This window comes from Streptomyces sp. cg40 (assembly GCF_050320165.1).
Classification (GTDB): domain Bacteria; phylum Actinomycetota; class Actinomycetes; order Streptomycetales; family Streptomycetaceae; genus Streptomyces; species Streptomyces hokutonensis.
In genome coordinates, this window is sequence record NZ_CP190128.1 from 2402167 (window position 1) to 2420633 (window position 18467).

Below are 18467 nucleotides of genomic sequence, written 5' to 3' on the forward strand. Positions count from 1 at the left end.
GTCATCCTTCGAAGCGGTAGCCCATGCCGGGCTCGGTGATCAGATAGCGGGGGTGCGCGGGGTCGGTCTCCAGTTTGCGCCGCAACTGGGCCATGTAGACGCGCAGGTAGTTGGTCTTGTTGCTCTGGGTCACCCCCCACACCTCCTGCAGCAGGTACTTCTGCGTGATCAGGCGGCCCGGGTTGGTGATCAGGATCTCCAGCAGATGCCACTCGGTGGGTGTGAGCCGGATGTCGTGGTCACCTCGGGTGGCGCGCTTGGCGAGCAGGTCGATGGTGAAGTCGTCGGTGGTGACCAGGGTGGTGGTCGGGACGAGCGGTGCGTCCTCGACCCGGCGGACGGCGGCCCGTAGCCGGGCCAGGAGTTCGTCCATGCTGAACGGCTTCGTGATGTAGTCGTCCGCGCCCGCGTCGAGCGCGGCGACCTTCTCGTCGGAGCCCTGCCGGGCCGACAGGACCAGGATCGGCACACGGGTCCACCCCCGCAGGCCCTTGATGATGTCGACGCCGTCCATGTCGGGCAGTCCGAGGTCGAGCAGGACCACGTCGGGCTGACGTGCGGCGGCAAGCCGGAGGGCCGTGGTGCCGTCGGGGGCGGCGTCGACTCCGTACTGGCGTGCCTGAAGGTTGATGACGAGGGCCCGTACGAGCTGCGGGTCGTCCTCCACCACGAGCACCCGGGTCATGGGTGTGTGCCTCTCCTGTGTCTTCATGGCGGTGGGAGCCGGCGGATCCGGGACGCTTACCCGGCCGCCGACTCCCATACGGGTCGCGTAAGGCCATCACTTCTTCGCTACGAGGTCCTTGAGCGCGATGTTGAGTTCCAGCACGTTCACCGTGGGCTCACCGATGAAGCCGAGGGTGCGGCCGTCGGTGTGGTCGTTCACCAGCTTCTGCACCTGGCTGACGGAGAGTCCGTTCTTCTCGGCGATGCGGTGCACCTGGATGTCCGCGTACGCCGGGGAGATGTCCGGGTCCAGTCCGGAACCGGAGGACGTGACCGCGTCGGCGGGCACCTCGGACGCCTTGACCGTGTAGCCGGGCACCGAGTTGTCCTTGATGACGGCCGCCTTGGCGTCCTTCACCTGCTGGACAAGCACCTTGCTGTCGGCCGCGAGGTTGGTGGCGCCGGACAGGATCAGCGAGTACTGCGTGTTGACGCTGTTGGTGCCGAGACCGTTCTGCGGACGGCCCTGGAACCACTTGAGGTCCGGGTCCGGAGTCGTCTGGCCCTTCTTCAGCGGCAGGTTGTACGACTGCCCGATGAGCGAGGAGCCGACGACCTTGCCGTCCGCCTTGATCTCCGAGCCGTTCGCCTTGCCGGGGAAGATCCCCTGCGCGATGCCGGTAACCACCAGCGGATAGATGACGCCCGTCACCAGGGTCAGCACGAGCAGGGCACGCAGGCCCGCCCAGAGCAACCGGGCCGTGTTCGTAACCGAGTTGTTCATGCTGATCAGCCGATTCCGGGGATGAGGGAGATGAGCAGGTCGATGAGCTTGATGCCGATGAAGGGCAGCACCAGTCCGCCGATGCCGTAGATCGTCAGATTGCGGCGCAGCATCTTGTCCGCACTCACCGGCTTGTACTGGACGCCCCGCAGGGAGAGCGGCACGAGCGCGATGATGACCAGCGCGTTGAAGATGACCGCGGAGAGGATCGCGGAGTCGGGCGAGGACAGGTTCATGATGTTGAGCTTGTCCAGCCCCGGGTAGACCACGGCGAACATGGCCGGGATGATCGCGAAGTACTTCGCGACGTCGTTGGCGATCGAGAACGTCGTCAACGCGCCCCGGGTGATGAGGAGTTGCTTGCCGATCTCGACGATCTCGATGAGCTTGGTCGGGTTCGAGTCGAGGTCGACCATGTTGCCGGCCTCCTTCGCAGCCGACGTGCCGGTGTTCATCGCAACGCCGACATCCGCCTGCGCGAGCGCCGGGGCGTCGTTCGTGCCGTCACCGGTCATCGCGACCAGCTTGCCGCCGGCCTGTTCCCGCTTGATGAGGGCCATCTTGTCCTCGGGAGTGGCCTCCGCGAGGAAGTCGTCGACGCCCGCCTCCTCGGCGATCGCCTTGGCCGTCAGCGGGTTGTCACCCGTGATCATGATCGTCTTGATGCCCATGCGGCGCAGCTCGTCGAACCGCTCGCGCATGCCCTCCTTGACGACGTCCTTGAGGTGGATGACACCCAGGATCCGGGCACCCTCCGTGTCCTCGACGGCGACGAGCAACGGCGTACCGCCCGCCTCGGAGATCCGGTTGGCCAGCGTGTCCGCGTCCGGCGACACCTCGCCGCCCTGCTCCCGCACCCAGGCGATGACCGAACCGGCCGCGCCCTTACGGGTCTTGCGCCCGTCGACATCCACACCCGACATACGCGTCTGGGCGGTGAACGCGATCCACTCGGCACCGGCCAACTCGCCCTGGTGCCGCTCGCGCAGCCCGTACTTCTCCTTCGCCAGGACGACGATGGAACGGCCCTCGGGCGTCTCGTCGGCGAGCGAGGAGAGCTGAGCGGCATCGGCCAGCTCGGCTTCGGTGGTACCGGTCACCGGCACGAACTCGGACGCCTGCCGGTTGCCCAGGGTGATGGTGCCGGTCTTGTCGAGGAGGAGGGTCGAGACGTCGCCCGCGGCCTCAACTGCCCTGCCGGACATGGCCAGTACGTTCCGCTGCACCAGCCGGTCCATGCCCGCGATGCCGATCGCGGAGAGCAGCGCGCCGATCGTCGTCGGGATCAGACAGACCAGGAGCGCCACCAGCACGATCATCGTGAGGTGCGTGCCCGCGTAGTCCGCGAACGGCGGCAGCGTGGCACAGGCCAGCAGGAAGACGATCGTCAACGAGGCGAGCAGAATGTTCAGCGCGATCTCGTTCGGCGTCTTCTGACGGGCGGCGCCCTCGACCAGGGCGATCATCCGGTCGATGAAGGTCTCGCCGGGCTTCGTCGTGATCTTGATGACGATGCGGTCGGAGAGGACCTTCGTACCGCCGGTGACGGCCGAACGGTCGCCGCCCGACTCACGGATGACCGGAGCCGACTCGCCCGTGATCGCCGACTCGTCGACCGAGGCGACACCCTCGACGACGTCACCGTCGCCGGGGATGATGTCGCCGGCCTCACAGACGACCAGGTCACCGATCTTCAACTCGGTACCCGGAACCTCCTCCTCGGAGCCGTCCGTCAGCAACCGGCGCGCCACGGTGTCGGTCTTGGCCTTGCGCAGGGTGTCGGCCTGCGCCTTGCCGCGGCCCTCGGCGACGGCCTCCGCCAGGTTGGCGAAGATCACGGTCAGCCACAGCCAGGCGCTGATCGCCCAGCCGAACCAGTCACTCGGGTCCTTGAAGGAGAAGATCGTGGTGAGCACCGAGCCGATCCACACCACAAACATGACGGGTGACTTGACCATCACCCGCGGATCGAGCTTGCGGCACGCGTCGGGCAGGGACTTGACCAGCTGCTTCGGGTCGAACAGACCCGCGCCGACACGCCCCTCGGGGGACTTGTGCCCGGTGGGCACATCACTGTGCGGCGCCCGGGTCGGAGTGGCTGTGGACATCGAGTCCTCTGACTTCTCTATACGGGTACTCATGACGCCAGCCCCTCGGCCAGCGGACCCAGCGCCAGCGCCGGGAAGTAGGTCAGACCGGTGATGATCAGGATCGCGCCCACCAGCAGACCCGTGAACAGCGGCTTCTCCGTGCGCAGCGTGCCCGCAGTCTCGGGAACCGGCTTCTGCTCGGCGAGCGAACCGGCCAGCGCCAGCACGAACACCATCGGCAGGAAGCGGCCCAGCAGCATCGCAAGCCCGAGCATCGTGTTGTACCAGTCGGTGTTCGCGTTCAGGCCGGCGAAAGCCGATCCGTTGTTGTTCGCGGCCGAGGTGAAGGCGTACAGCACCTCGGAGAAGCCGTGCGCGCCGGAGTTGAGCATCGAGTGCGGCGGGGTCGGCAGCGCCATGGAGGCGGCGGCGAAGATCAGCACCAGGGCCGGGGTGATCAGGATGTAGCAGGCCGCGAGCTTCATCTCGCGGGTGCCGATCTTCTTGCCCAGGTACTCGGGCGTACGGCCGACCATCAGCCCGGCGATGAACACCGCGATGACCGCCATGATCAGCATCCCGTAGAGACCGGAGCCCGTACCACCGGGCGCGATCTCACCCAACTGCATGCCCAGGATGGTGATTCCGCCGCCCAGACCCGTGAACGAGGAGTGGAACGAGTCCACCGCACCCGTCGACGTCAGTGTCGTCGACACCGCGAAGATCGACGAAGCACCGACACCGATCCGGGTCTCCTTGCCCTCCATCGCACCGCCCGCCGCCTGCAGCGCCGGACCGTGATGGGCGAACTCGGTCCACATCATCAGGGCCACGAAGCTCAGCCAGATGGTGGCCATGGTCGCCAGGATCGCGTAACCCTGCTTGACCGAACCGACCATCACACCGAAGGTCCGGGTCAGCGAGAACGGGATCACCAGCAGCAGGAAGATCTCGAAGAGGTTCGTGAACGGCGTCGGGTTCTCGAACGGGTGGGCACTGTTGGCGTTGAAGTAACCGCCGCCGTTGGTGCCGACCTCCTTGATGGCCTCCTGCGAGGCGACCGCACCGCCGTTCCACTGCTGGTGCCCGCCCATGAACTGCCCGACCTCGTGAATGCCGGAGAAGTTCTGGATGGCACCGCAGGCCACGAGCACGATCGCGGCGACGACCGAGAGCGGCAGCAGGATGCGGGTGACGCCACGGATCAGGTCGGACCAGAAGTTGCCCAGCTCACCCGTGCGCGAACGCGCGAAACCCCGCACCAGGGCGACCGCGACGGCGATACCGACGGCCGCGGAGACGAAGTTCTGCACGGCCAGACCGGCGGTCTGCACGACGTGACCCATGGTCTGCTCGCCGTAGTACGACTGCCAGTTGGTGTTCGTCACGAACGACACGGCCGTGTTGAACGACTGCGCCGGATTGACGGAAGAGAAGCCCAACGAGCCCGGCAGGATGCCCTGGAGGCGCTGGAGCAGGTAGAGGAAGAGGACACCGACCGCCGAGAAGGCGAGGACACCGCGCAGGTAGGCGGGCCAGGTCATCTCGGTGTCGGGGTTGGCACCGATGCCCTTGTAGATCCACTTCTCCGCACGCCAGTGCTTGTCGGAGGAGTAGACCCGGGCCATGTAGGTGCCGAGCGGAATGTAGGCGAGAGCCAGTGCGCCTATGAGGGCGAGCAGCTGAAGCACGCCCGCGAGTACGGGACCCATGTCGTGACTCAGAACCTCTCCGGGAAGATCAGGGCGAGGACGAGGTAACCCAGCAGGGCGACGGCCACGATCAGGCCGACAATGTTCTCGGCGGTCACAGCTTCGTCACCCCCTTGGCGACGAGGGCCACCAACGCGAAACCCGCGATCGTGGCAACAACGAAGGCCAGATCGGCCATCGCGAACTCCTGGGGTGAGGTTCGATGAACAGGGACGAGTAGAGGAAAGCGCCTCTTTGGCCGGATCGGGTCACCCGTTTACGGCTCTCTTACGGCGATGCCCACGGCTTTGACGGAACTCTTACGACCCTTGATCCATACCAGCGGGTAGGGCGGGCGTAACGGTCGTTGCCCCGGCTACAGCAGCCGGAAGCGGAGTCGGCAGATCACCGCGTCCGTCTCCCGCCGTACGGCGTGCGCGACGACCGCGCCGCGCTGGTTCTGCAGCAGCCGCTGCCACAGCCGCTCCGGCTCCGCCTCCGGGATGAGCACGGTGACGCGTGTGCCCGGCTCGGCAGCGGTCACCTCACGGACGTAGGCGGCGATGGGGCGGCCCAGCGTGCGGCGTTGGCAGGTGAGCCGGACGAGGGGGATGCCCGGGTCCCAGGCGGCCCAGGAGCGCTCCAGGGCGTGCAGGGCGGCGCGGTCCTCCGGGTCCGGGTAGCAGACGGTCACCGCGCGGACCTCGTCGCCGAGGGAGGAGGCGGCCGTGAGGGCTTCGGAGGTGAGCCGGGTCAGCGAGGAGACCGGCACGATCACCAGCGAGCGCTCGCGGTGCGGGGTCTCCGGTATGCGGCCGAGGCCGAGCCGCTCGCCGATCTGGCCGTAGGCCCGGTGCACGGTCTGGAAGGCGAGCACGAGCAGCGGCAGGGCGATCACGACCAGCCAGGCGCCCTCCGTGAACTTCTCCACCGTGACGACGACGGTCGCCACGCCGGTGAGCAGCGCGCCGAACCCGTTCAGCAGTGCCTTGCCTTGCCAGCCTCTTCCCCGTTCCAGACGCCAGTGCCGGACCATGCCCACCTGGGCGACGGTGAAGCCGACGAAGACACCGATCGCGAACATCGGGACCAGGGTGTTGGTGTCGCCGCCGGAGAAGATCAGCAGCGCGGCCGAGACGAGGGCCAGGGCGAGCACGCCGTGCCGGTGGACCTGGCGGTCGGCCTTCAGGGCGAAGACGTGCGGCGCGTAGTTGTCGCGGGCCAGCAGCTTCAGCAGCACTGGGAGGCCGCCGAAAGACGTGTTCGCGGACAGCGCGAGCAGGATCATCGTCGCGAACTGGATGACGTAGAAAGCCCAGTTGTGGCCGAACGAGGCGTCCGCGAGCTGAGCCAGGACGGTGACGCCCTCGACCGGCTGGAGGTGGAAGCGGCCGATCAGTACCGACAGGCCGATGAGCATCAGGCCGAGGACGGCGCCGAGGGCGACCTCCGCGCGCTGGGCCCGCTTCGCGCGCGGGGCACGGAAGGAAGGGACGGCGTTGGCGATGGCCTCGACGCCCGTCAGCGCGGCACAGCCGGAGGCGAAAGCTTTCAGCAGGAGCAGTGCCCCCACAGTGGTGGCGTTGTGGGCGACCACCGAGGCGTGACCGGCGGCGGTCGCCGTGCTCACGGGGTGGGAGCGGAACAGACCGACGGCGATGAGGACGAAGATCGAGCCGACGAAGACGACCGTCGGCACGATGAACGCCTTTGCGGACTCCACGATCCCGCGCAGGTTGACGCCCGTGACCAGGGCGAGCACCGCCAGGCACAGCCACAGCCGGTCGTCGTAGAGGCCCGGGAAGGCGGAGGTCAGGGCCGCGACTCCGGCCGTGACGGCGACGGCGACGTTGAGGACGTAGTCCAGGACCAGGGAGGCCGCCGCGACCAGGCTTGTGCGCGCGCCCAGGTGGGTCTTCGCGACCGCGTAGGAGCCACCGCCGTCCGGGAAGGCCGCGATGACCTGCCGGTACGACGCCACCAGCACCGCCAGCAGACCGGCGATGGCGAGCGTGACCGGGAGGGTGAAGCCGAGCCCGTGCGCACCGGCGGCGGCCAGCACGAGGACGATCGCCTCGGGGCCGTAGGCCACCGACGCCATCGCGTCGAGCGACAGGGCGGCCAGGCCGGTGACGGCGGTGAGCCGGTGACGTTCGCCGGTATCAGGTGGCTCGTCGCCGGCGGGGACGGCGTTCGGCTCGGTGGTGAGGACGGACATGGGTGCGGGCTCCTTCTTGCCTCGGCCGCGCACGGTGGCTGAGGTGCGCGGCAGCAATCAGGTTCTGTCCGTTTCCGGCCTCCCGCGACGCTTCCTTGCGGCATCTTCGCGCCCAACGGGCCGACTTTGATGCGATCTTGACGGGCGTGTGACGTGGGCGACTGTCATGCAGTCCACCGGGCGACGCGTTCCATGACCGGGAAGCAAGGATTCGCTGGATCTCCGTCAGAGCCGTATCAAGGCGGGCCGATCGGGCTTTCCGGTTCACTACCGTCGGCGCCATGGGACGCCGTGACGACATGCGCGGAGAGCCGCCCGACGGATCCGGTGAGGCGACGAACGACCCCGAGTGGACGCGGGACCTGTGGAGCACCGTCCGTTGCGCCGGCGTACTGCTCGCCCTCCTTCTCCTGGTCGACTGGAGCTCCGGTCGACTCACCCTGTGGCGTGCCACGGTGTGGTTCGCTCTCGCCGGGCTGCTGTTCGTCGTGCTGTGTCCCGACCGGGTGTCCGCGGGCGGGAACTGGCTGGCCTCGCGCCGCCTGGTGCGGGAGCGGCGGGTGCGGACGGATCTGCTGGTGTCGGTCCGCTGCCTGGACGGCATCTCCCAACGGGTCCTGCTGCGGGACGCGTTCGGTGGCCGCGTCGAGATCGACCCCGAGGTCCTGGTGCGCAATCCCCAGCTGTGGTGCCGCCTGGACGAGGGCGCGCGGAAAGCCGCCGCCGACGGGATCCTGCTGTGCGGCACGACCGTCCTGCGGCAGATCTCCCGCCGCGTGGACCGCGAGACCGCCCGTGCCGTGTTCAAAGCCTCCGGCCTGGAGTGAGAGTCAAGCCTCCGGACCGGAGTGAGCGTCAGCCCCTCCTGACCGGTCCGGACGTGTCCAGCGCCGATCCGGCCTGATCGGCCAGTGTCACCGCCACGAGCCGGGCCTGGAGCGGGGGTACCGGTCCCGGGCCGGGAGTGAGCATGAAGCGGCCGAGGTAGTGGCCGTTGCCGTAGGCGCGCAGCTCGATGTCGCCCTCGGGCCAGCCGGCGGTGTCCAGGTCCCACGGGCGCCTGCCCACCGTCACGCCGCCGTCGTTGCGCAGCCGGGGCGGCTGGCCCAGGAGGGTGCCGTACTCGAAGCGGCACGCGCGCAGCCCGAGGAGGTCGGTGAGTTCCCGTCGGACGTGGTCGACCACGGTGTCCGCGGAACCCGACGACTGCGCCAGCTCGGCTGTCCGGTGGATACGGGAGAGGTGGGCCGCGTCCATGACCGTGATGACCTCCAAATGGCGGGCGCGGGCCGCCAGTTGGGACACGATCAGGCCGACGACCAGCAGGAGCACCGCCGTCTCCACGTCGGCGGACGCCGTGATGTCGAAGGTCTCGTACGGCCGCGTCAAAAAGAAGTCGAACCAGGCCGCCGCCGACAGCGCCGCGAGCACACCGGCCGTACGGCTGCCCAGCGCGGCCACCGCGACGACCATCACGACGAGGACGAGGGCGGCGTTCGTGTGCGACAGGTCGGTGCGGAACGGGACGAGTGCGAAGGCCGCCAGGAAGGGGCCGGCGAGGCCCGCCGCGAGGGCGAGCCGGTCCCGCGACGGCCAGGTGTGGGGCGTGGTCCGGGGCCTGCTCCGGTGCAGTTTCCACGTGCTTGTCATCGTGCTCATCACGCACCTCCCACGGTGTGCTCCGTCGGTTCGGCATCCACGCTCTGCGCGGCGAGCGGCAGCGACACGACCATCGTGAGTCCGCCGCCGGGGGTGTCCTCGGGGGTGAGGGTGCCGTTCATGGCCTCGGTCAGACCTCGCGCGAGGGCCAGTCCGAGACCGAGGCCGGTGGTGTTGTCGGTGTCGCCAAGCCGCTGGAAGGGCTCGAAGAGCCGTTCCCGGCCATCGGCGGGGAGACCGGGTCCCCGGTCAACGACCCGCAGTTCCACCCACCCTGCCAGAGCGCTGGCGGTGACCAGCACCTTCTTCCCGGGCGGTGTGTGACGGTCGGCGTTGCCCGCCAGGTTGGCGAGCACCCGCTCCAGCAGCGGCGGATCGACGAGGACCGGCGGAATCGCCTCCGCGCCCACCACGTCCACTCCAGGCACGTCCGCGAGTGCCATGGGCAGCACCTCCTCCAAGCTCGTCGCCCGCAGGTTCAGGGTGAGGGCGCCCGCCTCCAGGCGGCTCAGGTCGAGGAGGTTCTCCACCAGGCGGTTGAGCTTGGCCATGGACTCGTCGGCGGTGGCGAGGAGTTCGTCCCGGTCCTCCGGGGAGAACTCGACGTCCCGGCTGCGCAGCGAGGTGACGGCGGCCCAGCCCGCGGCGAGCGGGGTGCGCAGGTCGTGGCCGACGGCCCGCAGCAGTGCCGTACGCAGCCGGTCGGCGGCCTTCACCGGCTCGACCTCGGCGGCTGCTTCGGCGAGCCGGGCCCGCTCCACCGCCGAGCCGACGTGTGCGGCGAACGCGGCCAGCACCCGGCGCTCGGACGACGACATCGTGCGTCCGCGCAGGGTGAGGAAGGCGCCGGGGCCTGCCGGGACGGCCGTGACGCCGGCCGCGTCGGGCGGCTCCTCCACCAGGTCCGCCGACTCCATGCCGAAGGTCTCGCGCGTCCGCTCCAGCAGGGCCGGGATCGTCGCCTCGCCCCGCACGATGCTGCCGGCCAGGGACGACATGGTCTCCGCCTCTGCCGTCGCGCGGGCGGAACGGCGCGACAGGCGCAGGGACCGGTCCACGACCGCGGCCACGGTGGCTGCCACTACCGTGAAGACCGCCAGGGCCAGCAGGGCGTTCGGGTCGTCCAGGGTGAAGGCGCCGATGGGCGGGATGAACCAGTAGTTGAGCAGCAGCGAGGCCGTCACCGAGGCGATCACCGCGGAGGTGACCCCGCCTATGCAGGCCACGCCCACCACGGCGAGCAGGAACAGCAGTGCCTCACTGGTGAGGTTGAGAGTGCCGCGCAGTTGGGCGAGGGCGATCGTGAGGAGCACCGGCAGCACCAGGCCGGCCACAGGGCCGGCGATCAGCCGGGCCGTCGACAGCGTGCGCCGCCGGGACGGGAGCAGGGTGCCGCGTCCGGCCCGCTCGTGCGTGACCCGGTGCACGTCGATGTCACCGGAGAGTTCGGTGACCGTCTCCCCCGTGCCGGGCCCGGTCAGGAACCGTGCCAGCCGGCCGCGGCGGCTCGTGCCCAGCACGAGCTGCGTGGCGTTCTCGGCGCGGGCGAACTCCACCAGGGTCGTGGCGACGTCATCGCCGACCACCGAGTGGTAGCTGCCGCCCAAGTCCTCGACAAGCCTGCGCTGCCGGGCCAGCGAGGCGTGCGAGACCCCGGCGGCCAGTCCGTCGCTGCGGGCCACGTGCACGGCGAGCAGATCACCGCCCGCGGAACGGTCGGCGATGCGGGCGGCCCGCCGGATGAGCGTGTCGCCCTCGGGGCCGCCGGTGAGTGCGACGACCACCCGCTCCCGCGTCTCCCACACCCCGCCGATACCGTGCTGCGAGCGGTACTCCTGCAACGCCTCGTCGACCCGGTCGGCCACCCAAAGCAGCGCCAACTGCCGTAGCGCGGTGAGGTTTCCGGGCCGGAAGTAGTTGGCGAGGGCCGCGTCGATCTTCTCCGGTGCGTAGATGTTGCCGTGCGCCATCCGCCGGCGCAGGCCCTCGGGCGGTATGTCGACCAGTTCGATCTGCCAGGCGCGCCGTACGACCTCGTCCGGGACCCGCTCGTGCTGCGGCACCCCCGTGATCTTCTCGACCACGTCGTTGAGGGACTCCAGATGCTGGATGTTCAGCGCGGTGACGACGTCGATACCGGCGTCGAGCAGGGTCTCGATGTCCTGCCAGCGTTTGGGGTTGCGGCCGTCGCCGGGGACGTTGCTGTGCGCGAACTCGTCGACGATCACGACCTGGGGGCGGCGGGCGAGGACCGCGGCCAGGTCCATCTCCTCGAACCGTCCGCCGCGGTAGGCGCAGGACGTCCGGGGGACGGCCTCCAAGCCGTCGAGCATGGCCTCGGTGAGCGGGCGCCCGTGGCACTCCGCGAAGCCCACCACCACGTCGGCACCGCGCGCGGCGCGGCGCCGCCCCTCGTCGAGCATGCGGTAGGTCTTGCCGACCCCCGGGGCCGCCCCGAGGTACACCTTCAGTAGTCCGGGCCGTACGTCACTCATCGCCGCCGACGCGCTCCGCTCACTTGGTCAACTCCCCTGCACGCAAGGGCTCCTCCTCCCAAGGAAGCCGCTTCGCGGGGCGGTCCGCGCGACTGTTAGCGGTTCCTTGTCGCCGGTTCCGGAGAACTTGACACTGTCTTGACGTGCCCTGGCACCGATAGGGTGTGATCAGGTGTGCCGGGAAGTCTGGTCGGCCGGGGAGCCATGGCGGTTCTCCGTGAGCCCCAGGGGGACGGCATGCGCGGCGTCGGTACGGTTCTCGCTCTCGTGGTACTCGCCACGATGGTCGCCACGTTCGCGCGCAGGTGGCGCATTCCCGCCCCTTCCCTGCTGGTCGTCGCCGGTCTGGCGGTGGCGCTGCTGCCCGGTACCCCGCATATCGAGATCAGCCCCGAGATCATCGGTCTGGTGGTGCTGCCGCCTCTGCTGTATTCGAGCGCGGAGGACATGCCCTGGCGGGAGCTGCGCGCGGTGTGGAAACCGGTCGGGATCCTCGCGATAGGGCTGGTCCTGGCGTCCGCGGCAGCCGTGGCGGCGGTCGCCGCGCTGGTCACTCCCCTGTCCTGGCAGATGGCGTTCGTGCTGGGCGCGATCCTGGCCAGCACCGACCCGGTCGCCGTCACCGCCCTCGGCCGTCGCCTCGCCCTACCGCCCCGGGTGCAGGTGCTCGTACAGGCGGAGAGCCTGTTCAACGACGCGACCTCGCTGGTGCTGGTACGGGTGGCGGCGGGCATCGCCGTGGCGTCCGCCGCCGCGAACTGGGGCGCGGCCGGGGGCGAGTTCCTGCTGCTCGCAGGCGGCGGCACGGTCATCGGAGCCGCGGTCGCCGGAGTGATCGCCCTGATCCGGCGCCGTACCGAGGACCCGGTGCTGGAGACGGTGATCGCCCTGGTCACCCCGTACGCCGCCTACCTGCTGGCGGAGGTCGCGCACACCTCCGGAGTGACGTCCTGCGTGGTGGCCGGTGTGGTCCTCGGCGGCCGGGGCGACCGGCTCACCAACGCCCGCATCCGCCTCCAACTGCACGCCGTCTACGGCACCGTCGTGTTCCTTCTGGAGAGCGTGGTCTTCAGCCTCATCGGGCTGGCGCTGCCCGACCAGGTCCAGGCCCTGGCCCACGGCGACCGGGCGTGGCCGCTGTACGCCCTCGCCGTCGCCGCCACGGTCGTCGCCGTACGCCTGCTCTGGATCGCGCCCCTGTCGGCGGTCGTCCAGCGCAAGGGCGGTCTGGGCCGGGTGAACTGGCGGGTGCCGATGGTGCTGACGTGGGCGGGCACCCGCGGGGTGATGCCGCTGGCCGCCGCGCTGTCCATCCCGGAGGTCATGAAGGACGGCACACCACTGGCCGACCGGCCGCTGGTCCTGGTCCTGACCACCTCGGTCGTGGTCGTCACCCTCGTCGTCCAGGGCTTCACCCTCGCCCCGGTCGTCCGCCGCTCCGGCATCGCCCTGGAACCCGACCACACCGCCCGCGAGGAGACCGAGGCCCGCTCCCGTCTCGCCCACGCCGGCCTGGCCCGTCTGGAGGAACTCGCGGAGTTGGAGGTCGTACCGGACGTCGCCCTCGACCGGCTGCGCCGTGGCCTCAACGCCCGTCTCGACGACGCCCGCGACCGCCTCACCGAGCAGAACGGCACCTCGGCCGCCACCGAATCCGCCGACCTCGTCTACCGTCAGCTGCGCCTCGACCTGATCGCCGTCGAGACAGTGGAACTCCAGCGCCTCTACGACGCCCACTCCATCAGCGACACCACCCGCCGCCGGCTGCAGCGCTCCCTCGACCTGGAGGAGGCTCGGCTGACGGATGCGTAGGCGGACGCGTGGGGCACCGACTTCGCCCGCTATTTCGCGTCCGACGCCTCCACCCGCACGCTCCCGCCATGCGTCGATCCCGTCACCGTGATCACATGCGTCACAGCTACCCCCGGCACCGCGTGCCGCGAGGCGTTGTCGCGGACCCGTCCGCCGTACGTCGAGATCCCGCTCAGGTCCACCGCGATTCCGGGTGGCACCGTCAGCCGCACACTTCCGCCGTGCGTCGATACGCGGAGCGTGCTCTGCCCGCCCTCCGGCAGCCGCGCCAAGGTGTAGTCCAGCCGCGCCGAGCCGCCGTGCACATTGATTTCGACGACGCGCGGCACCGTCCACGCGCCCTCCCGGAGAAGCTTCTCGCCGTGCACCTGCCATCGCTCCACCTCCCCGTCCGTCGACGCGGGCACGGGGACGGCCGGCGGAGCGGGGGCCGCGACCGGCAGGTCCTCGGTGAGCGGAGCCAGATCCGCGAACGTGCGCGCGGTGAGCGCACGCTCGACCCGCTCCTCCAGCTCATCGATGTCCAGCCGGCCGTCCGCCGCCGCGTCCCGGAGGATCTCCACCATCCGGTCGCGGTCCGCGTGCGAGACGCGCAGCAGAAGCGGATCGCGTTCGGCCCGGCCGCTCGGTTCCTCGATGCTCATGGCCATGTACCTTACGACCCGGCCCGCGCCCCGGGCGAGCACGAACAACCGGGCCCGGCCGCCGACTTGGCGGTCTCACCGGTCGGCACGGTCAGCGGAACTCGGCCAGCCGGGGCCGCAGTCCGAGAGCGGTGAGGACGACCGCCGCGAGCAGCAGCCCGGCTGTCCAGGGGAGCAGGCCGCCGACCGTCGAGCGGCCCGCGTCCACCGAGGACGTGAAGTGGGCGCGGTTGATGCCCGCCACCTTGTCCAGCGCGGTCATCCACGCCCCGAAGTGCGCGTTGGACGTGCCCGGCTCCCACCCCATGCAGAACTCCACCGCCTCCTGTTCCTTCCCGGCGGCCAGCAGCGCACGGATCTTCCGGTCGTCTCGCTGGTAGACGGCGTACGTTTGCACCGTCTTCTCCGCCGCGGCCCGCTCGCCGGGGAAGGTGACGTTGTCCAGCTCGCGGCGGAACTGGCCGGTGAAGCGCAGGTCGTGGTGGTCGGTCTCGTACGCCTGCCAGGTGGTGGCGAGTTCCGAGTCGTACGTCGTCAGCGTGGCGCCCTTCAGGCCGTAGAGCTGCTGGGACTTGGCGAGGAACGCGTCGGCATACTGCCCGCGGCGCTGCGGGTCGAGCAGATAGCGGCTCTCGTCGGCGTTGGCGTCGTAGGCGATCGCGCGGGCGCGGGAGAGGGCGACGACCGAGTCGAAGGCGTCGTGACGGGCCACGCGCAGTTGTTCCGCGGAGGCGGACAGCAGCTGCGTCCCGAGAAGCACCGCGAGCAGCGTGCTGACGGTGGCGGCCAGCGCTCCCGGGTTCAGGGTGCGCCCGAAGCGGCGGGACAGGTACCACTGGAGGCCGCAGAGCACGGCCAGCAGCAGCGCGCCGAGGGCGAGAACGACGGCGCGTTCGGTGCCCAGGCCGGAGCGGGCCGAGGAGTACTCGGTGTCGAAGGCCGCGTTGTTCGAGGCCACCAACGCGCGTGCGGCGGGCAGGAGTTGGGTGCGCAGCAGGTCGGTCGCGCGACGGTAGTCGACCACGGCGCCCGCCTTGCCACCGTGGTGGCCGTCGTTCTCCAGAGCCCGGCCGATCAGCTCCTGGTACTCGGCGAAGCCGTCGGTCAGCGACTCCACCGTCTTCTCGTCGGTCCGACTGCCCTGCGCGGCGACGGCAAGGGTCCGCAGATCGTGCCCGATCTCGCGCCGGGCGTCGCCGTAGAAGCCGACGGCTTTCGTGTACGGCGTCTGCAGGCGCCCCTTGCCCGCGTCACCGTTGGACAGCAGGAGGTTGGCGGCCTGGGCGTCCATGTCGTTCAGGGCCAGGTCCAGGTCGGCCGCGCTGGTGGTGCGGGGCGCGTCGTGGCCGGCCACGCTGCTCCAGGTGCCCAGGGCGATGAGTCCGGCCACCAGCATCAGTACGGCGAGCGCGCAGGCGAGCAGGACCGTGGCCGCACGCAGAAGGCGCAGCCGCGCGGGCACCGATGCCCAGTAGCGGCGGCGCAGAGCGGCCCGCGCGGCCACGGCCCGCTGCCTCGGGAGGTGCCCCGGACCGCCCGTCCGCGACGCCCCTCGCCGCCGCGGTCCGGGGCTGCCTCCCGGCGGGGCGACCACCGGCTCCGGCGACTGTTCGCCGGCCTCCGGCCCATGTAGGTGCGATGTACCGGCCGTGATGGTCACGGTCCCTCCCACGTCACGCCATGGACGGTCGCCCGTCCCCCCGTTGGTGATCAGTCTGCGACCGGATCCGGTCGCCGGCGGACGACGTTGACGCCCCTCTGACGGTCCGCCAGGTTTGTTTGACGGGGCCTTGACGGCGCTCGCGGCGGACCCGTATGAAAGCCGCAAATTCCGCGCCGAGCAGGGTTGTTCGGCCCTGACTCGCGGATAGGTTCCTGTGGTCCGCCGCCGAGGCCGGGGCGTCAACGGCCTCACCGGCTCCGGAGTCTCCGCTCCGAACGCGGCTCGCGGCGGCCAGGTGCGTGTCCCGAAGGCAGGCACCGCGTGTGACGTCCACCGTCTTCCCGCGCCGACGTCCGCGCACCACCGTGCGGTGCCGGGGCCCCGGCACCGCACGGACCCGCGCTCCGCGAACCGTCCAGCGACCAGTCCGTCGGCATGCCGTGACGCATGCCGCGCCGAGCCACGAAGGTGTCATGCATCCCGCCGCGCCCGAGCAGGCCCCGCCGTCCCGCCCCCAGCGCACCACCGGACCCGCACCGGGAGGAGGAGCCCGACGCCGCGCCCCGAGCGGTGCCTTCGAACCCGCCCAGCTCGTCAGGTCCCTCCCCGAAGCACTGCGCAAACTGCACCCGAGGACCCTGGCCAGGAACCCCGTGCTCTTCGTGGTGTCCGTGGGAGCCGCGCTGACCACCCTGTCCGCGCTGCTGCACCCGGCCGTGTTCACCTGGATCATCAGCGTCTGGCTGTGGCTGACCGTGGTCTTCGCCAACCTGGCGGAGGCCGTCGCGGAGGGCCGGGGCAAGGCACAGGCCGAGTCGCTGCGCAGGGCACGTACGGACACGGTGGCACTGCGCCTGCCGGCCTGGCGCTGGGGCACGGACCTGCGCAGCGCCCGCACCGAGGCGGTGGCCGCCACCGAACTCAAACCACTCGATGTCGTGCTCGTCGAGGCGGGCGAGATGATCCCGGCGGACGGCGACGTGGTCGACGGGGTCGCGGCCGTGGACGAGTCCGCGGTCACCGGCGAGTCGGCGCCCGTGATCCGGGAGTCGGGCGGCGACCGCAGCGGCGTGACGGGCGGTACGACGGTCCTGTCCGACCGGATCGTCGTACGGGTCAGCGCCCGGCCCGGGCACAGTTTCCTGGACCGGATGATCGCCCTGGTCGAGGGCGCCGCCCGACAGAAGACCCCGAACGAGATCGCCCTGAACATCCTGCTGGCCTCGCTCACGATCATCTTCCTGCTCGTCGTGGTCACCCTCCAGCCAATGGCTGAATACGCGAACGCGGCCCAGTCGACGACCGTGCTGGTCGCGCTGCTCGTCACCCTCATCCCGACCACGATCGGCGCTCTGCTGTCCGCGATCGGCATCGCCGGCATGGACCGGCTCGTACAGCGCAACGTGCTGGCCATGTCCGGCCGCGCGGTGGAGGCGGCGGGCGATGTGAACACCCTGCTGCTCGACAAGACCGGCACCATCACCCTCGGCAACCGCGAGGCCGCCGCCTTCGTCCCGCTGCCCGGCATCGACGAGGCACAGCTCGCGGACGCCGCCCAGTTGTCCTCGCTGGCCGACGAGACACCCGAGGGCCGATCCGTCGTCGTCCTGGCCAAGAACCGGTACGGCCTGCGCGCCCCCACCGAGGGCGACCTGGCGAACGCCCGGTGGGTCCCCTTCAGCGCGCAGACCCGGATGAGCGGGGTCGACCTGCGCTGGAGCAACGGCGCGGTCTGCGCCATCCGCAAGGGGGCCGCCCAGCAGATCGTCGAGTGGGTGGCGATCTACGGCGGCCAAGTCCCGCCCGAGGCGAGGCAGTACGCGGACGCCGTGGCCGCCGGCGGCGGCACTCCCCTGCTCGTGGCCGTGCACGACTGGGACGGTCCCAGAGTGCTCGGCCTGATCCACCTCAAGGACGTCGTCAAGGACGGCATCCGCGAACGCTTCGCGGAACTGCGCCGCATGGGCATCCGCACCGTGATGATCACCGGCGACAATCCGCTGACCGCCCGCGCCATCGCCGAAGAGGCGGGCGTGGACGACTACTTGGCGGAGGCGACACCCGAGGACAAGCTCGCGCTGATCAGGCGCGAGCAGGAGGGCGGCAAGCTGGTCGCGATGACCGGCGACGGCACGAACGACGCCCCGGCCCTCGCGCAGGCGGACGTCGGCGTCGCGATGAACACGGGCACGTCGGCCGCAAAGGAGGCCGGCAACATGGTCGACCTCGACTCCAACCCGACCAAGCTCATCGAGATCGTCGAGATCGGCAAGCAACTCCTCATCACCCGGGGCGCGTTGACGACCTTCTCCATCACGAACGACGTCGCCAAGTACTTCGCGATCATCCCGGCCATGTTCGCGGGCTCGTACCCGGGCCTGGAGTCCCTGAACGTCATGGGCCTGCACAGCCCGACCTCCGCGATCACCTCGGCGATCATCTTCAACGCGCTGATCATCGTGGCCCTGATCCCGCTCGCGTTGCGCGGTGTGCGCTACACCCCCTCCTCTGCCCATGACCTGCTGCGCCGCAATCTGCTCGTCTACGGCCTCGGCGGCCTGGTGCTGCCCTTCGTCGGCATCAAGCTGATCGACCTGTTGATCTCGGGGGTGCCCGGCCTCGGCTGAGCCGCGTCGCCTAACCCTTCGCCTCGGCCGTCAAGGGCACGTATGCTCATGTCAGAAGGGCATCAGAGAACGGCGGCCGGGCTTGCCCGCCCTGAGGTACGACTTCCATGGAGGACGT

At 70.2% G+C, this 18467-nt stretch carries 13 protein-coding genes; 3 read left to right on the top strand and 10 right to left on the bottom strand.

The features are described 5' to 3' along the window. Nucleotide 1: 1 nt before the first annotated feature. From ACQHII_RS10600 to ACQHII_RS10625, 6 genes are all read right to left on the bottom strand, one after another. Nucleotides 2-685, bottom strand: coding sequence for a response regulator (locus ACQHII_RS10600; protein ID WP_427919050.1), 684 nt, complete (start codon nt 683-685; stop codon nt 2-4). A 96-nt stretch (nt 686-781) separates the two neighbouring features. After that, nucleotides 782-1450: a potassium-transporting ATPase subunit C gene (locus ACQHII_RS10605; RefSeq protein WP_427919051.1), complete on the bottom strand. Its 669-nt coding sequence runs from the start codon at nt 1448-1450 to the stop codon at nt 782-784. 5 nt (nt 1451-1455) lie between these two features. Then, nucleotides 1456-3558, bottom strand: coding sequence for a potassium-transporting ATPase subunit KdpB (gene kdpB, locus ACQHII_RS10610; RefSeq protein ID WP_427925283.1), 2103 nt, complete (start codon nt 3556-3558; stop codon nt 1456-1458). A 29-nt stretch (nt 3559-3587) separates the two neighbouring features. Further along, the gene (gene kdpA, locus ACQHII_RS10615; protein ID WP_427919052.1) at nt 3588-5252 is read right to left on the bottom strand and encodes a potassium-transporting ATPase subunit KdpA; all 1665 of its coding nucleotides are present in this window, start codon (nt 5250-5252) and stop codon (nt 3588-3590) included. Nucleotides 5253-5260: 8 nt separating this feature from the next. Continuing rightward, a complete protein-coding gene (gene kdpF / locus ACQHII_RS10620) occupies nt 5261-5350 on the bottom strand; it encodes a K(+)-transporting ATPase subunit F (protein WP_037659531.1) in 90 nt (29 codons plus the stop codon). 257 nt (nt 5351-5607) lie between these two features. Beyond that, nucleotides 5608-7449 (bottom strand): APC family permease, encoded by a 1842-nt coding sequence (locus tag ACQHII_RS10625; RefSeq protein WP_427919053.1) that lies wholly within the window; start codon nt 7447-7449, stop codon nt 5608-5610. 281 nt (nt 7450-7730) lie between these two features. Here ACQHII_RS10625 and ACQHII_RS10630 point away from each other — a divergent pair, with 281 nt between their 5' ends. Then, entirely contained in the window at nt 7731-8276 is a 546-nt protein-coding gene (locus ACQHII_RS10630) for a hypothetical protein (RefSeq protein ID WP_427919054.1), read from the top strand. Nucleotides 8277-8304: 28 nt separating this feature from the next. Here ACQHII_RS10630 and ACQHII_RS10635 read toward each other — a convergent pair whose 3' ends face one another. Together ACQHII_RS10635 and ACQHII_RS10640 are read right to left on the bottom strand one after the other, a co-directional pair. Further along, the gene (locus ACQHII_RS10635; RefSeq protein ID WP_427919055.1) at nt 8305-9108 is read right to left on the bottom strand and encodes a DUF4118 domain-containing protein; all 804 of its coding nucleotides are present in this window, start codon (nt 9106-9108) and stop codon (nt 8305-8307) included. Then, nucleotides 9108-11603 (bottom strand): ATP-binding protein, encoded by a 2496-nt coding sequence (locus ACQHII_RS10640; protein ID WP_427919056.1) that lies wholly within the window; start codon nt 11601-11603, stop codon nt 9108-9110. The genes ACQHII_RS10635 and ACQHII_RS10640 overlap by 1 nt, the downstream gene beginning before the upstream one ends. Before the next feature lie 237 nt (nt 11604-11840). Between ACQHII_RS10640 and ACQHII_RS10645 the strand changes: the two genes are divergently transcribed. After that, nucleotides 11841-13415, top strand: coding sequence for a Na+/H+ antiporter (locus tag ACQHII_RS10645; protein WP_427925284.1), 1575 nt, complete (start codon nt 11841-11843; stop codon nt 13413-13415). Between the two features lie 29 nt (nt 13416-13444). Here ACQHII_RS10645 and ACQHII_RS10650 read toward each other — a convergent pair whose 3' ends face one another. Both ACQHII_RS10650 and ACQHII_RS10655 read right to left on the bottom strand, forming a co-directional pair. Next, nucleotides 13445-14059 (bottom strand): DUF1707 SHOCT-like domain-containing protein, encoded by a 615-nt coding sequence (locus tag ACQHII_RS10650; protein WP_427919057.1) that lies wholly within the window; start codon nt 14057-14059, stop codon nt 13445-13447. A gap of 91 nt (nt 14060-14150) precedes the next feature. Continuing rightward, nucleotides 14151-15563, bottom strand: coding sequence for a hypothetical protein (locus ACQHII_RS10655; protein WP_427919058.1), 1413 nt, complete (start codon nt 15561-15563; stop codon nt 14151-14153). 632 nt (nt 15564-16195) lie between these two features. Here ACQHII_RS10655 and kdpB (ACQHII_RS10660) point away from each other — a divergent pair. Continuing rightward, entirely contained in the window at nt 16196-18349 is a 2154-nt protein-coding gene (gene kdpB, locus ACQHII_RS10660; RefSeq protein ID WP_427919059.1) for a potassium-transporting ATPase subunit KdpB, read from the top strand. Nucleotides 18350-18467: the final 118 nt, after the last annotated feature.

Bases quoted from the DNA above. Each gene is read 5' to 3' on its own strand.
- ACQHII_RS10635 (WP_427919055.1), bottom strand. From the start codon at position 9,108: ATGAGCACGATGACAAGCACGTGGAAACTGCACCGGAGCAGGCCCCGG.
- ACQHII_RS10605 (WP_427919051.1), bottom strand. From the start codon at position 1,450: ATGAACAACTCGGTTACGAACACGGCCCGGTTGCTCTGGGCGGGCCTG.
- kdpB (WP_427919059.1), top strand. From the start codon at position 16,196: ATGCATCCCGCCGCGCCCGAGCAGGCCCCGCCGTCCCGCCCCCAGCGC.
- ACQHII_RS10650 (WP_427919057.1), bottom strand. From the start codon at position 14,059: ATGAGCATCGAGGAACCGAGCGGCCGGGCCGAACGCGATCCGCTTCTG.
- ACQHII_RS10600 (WP_427919050.1), bottom strand. From the start codon at position 685: ATGACCCGGGTGCTCGTGGTGGAGGACGACCCGCAGCTCGTACGGGCC.
- ACQHII_RS10645 (WP_427925284.1), top strand. From the start codon at position 11,841: ATGCGCGGCGTCGGTACGGTTCTCGCTCTCGTGGTACTCGCCACGATG.
- ACQHII_RS10640 (WP_427919056.1), bottom strand. From the start codon at position 11,603: ATGAGTGACGTACGGCCCGGACTACTGAAGGTGTACCTCGGGGCGGCC.
- kdpA (WP_427919052.1), bottom strand. From the start codon at position 5,252: ATGGGTCCCGTACTCGCGGGCGTGCTTCAGCTGCTCGCCCTCATAGGC.
- ACQHII_RS10630 (WP_427919054.1), top strand. From the start codon at position 7,731: ATGGGACGCCGTGACGACATGCGCGGAGAGCCGCCCGACGGATCCGGT.
- kdpB (WP_427925283.1), bottom strand. From the start codon at position 3,558: ATGTCCACAGCCACTCCGACCCGGGCGCCGCACAGTGATGTGCCCACC.
- ACQHII_RS10625 (WP_427919053.1), bottom strand. From the start codon at position 7,449: ATGTCCGTCCTCACCACCGAGCCGAACGCCGTCCCCGCCGGCGACGAG.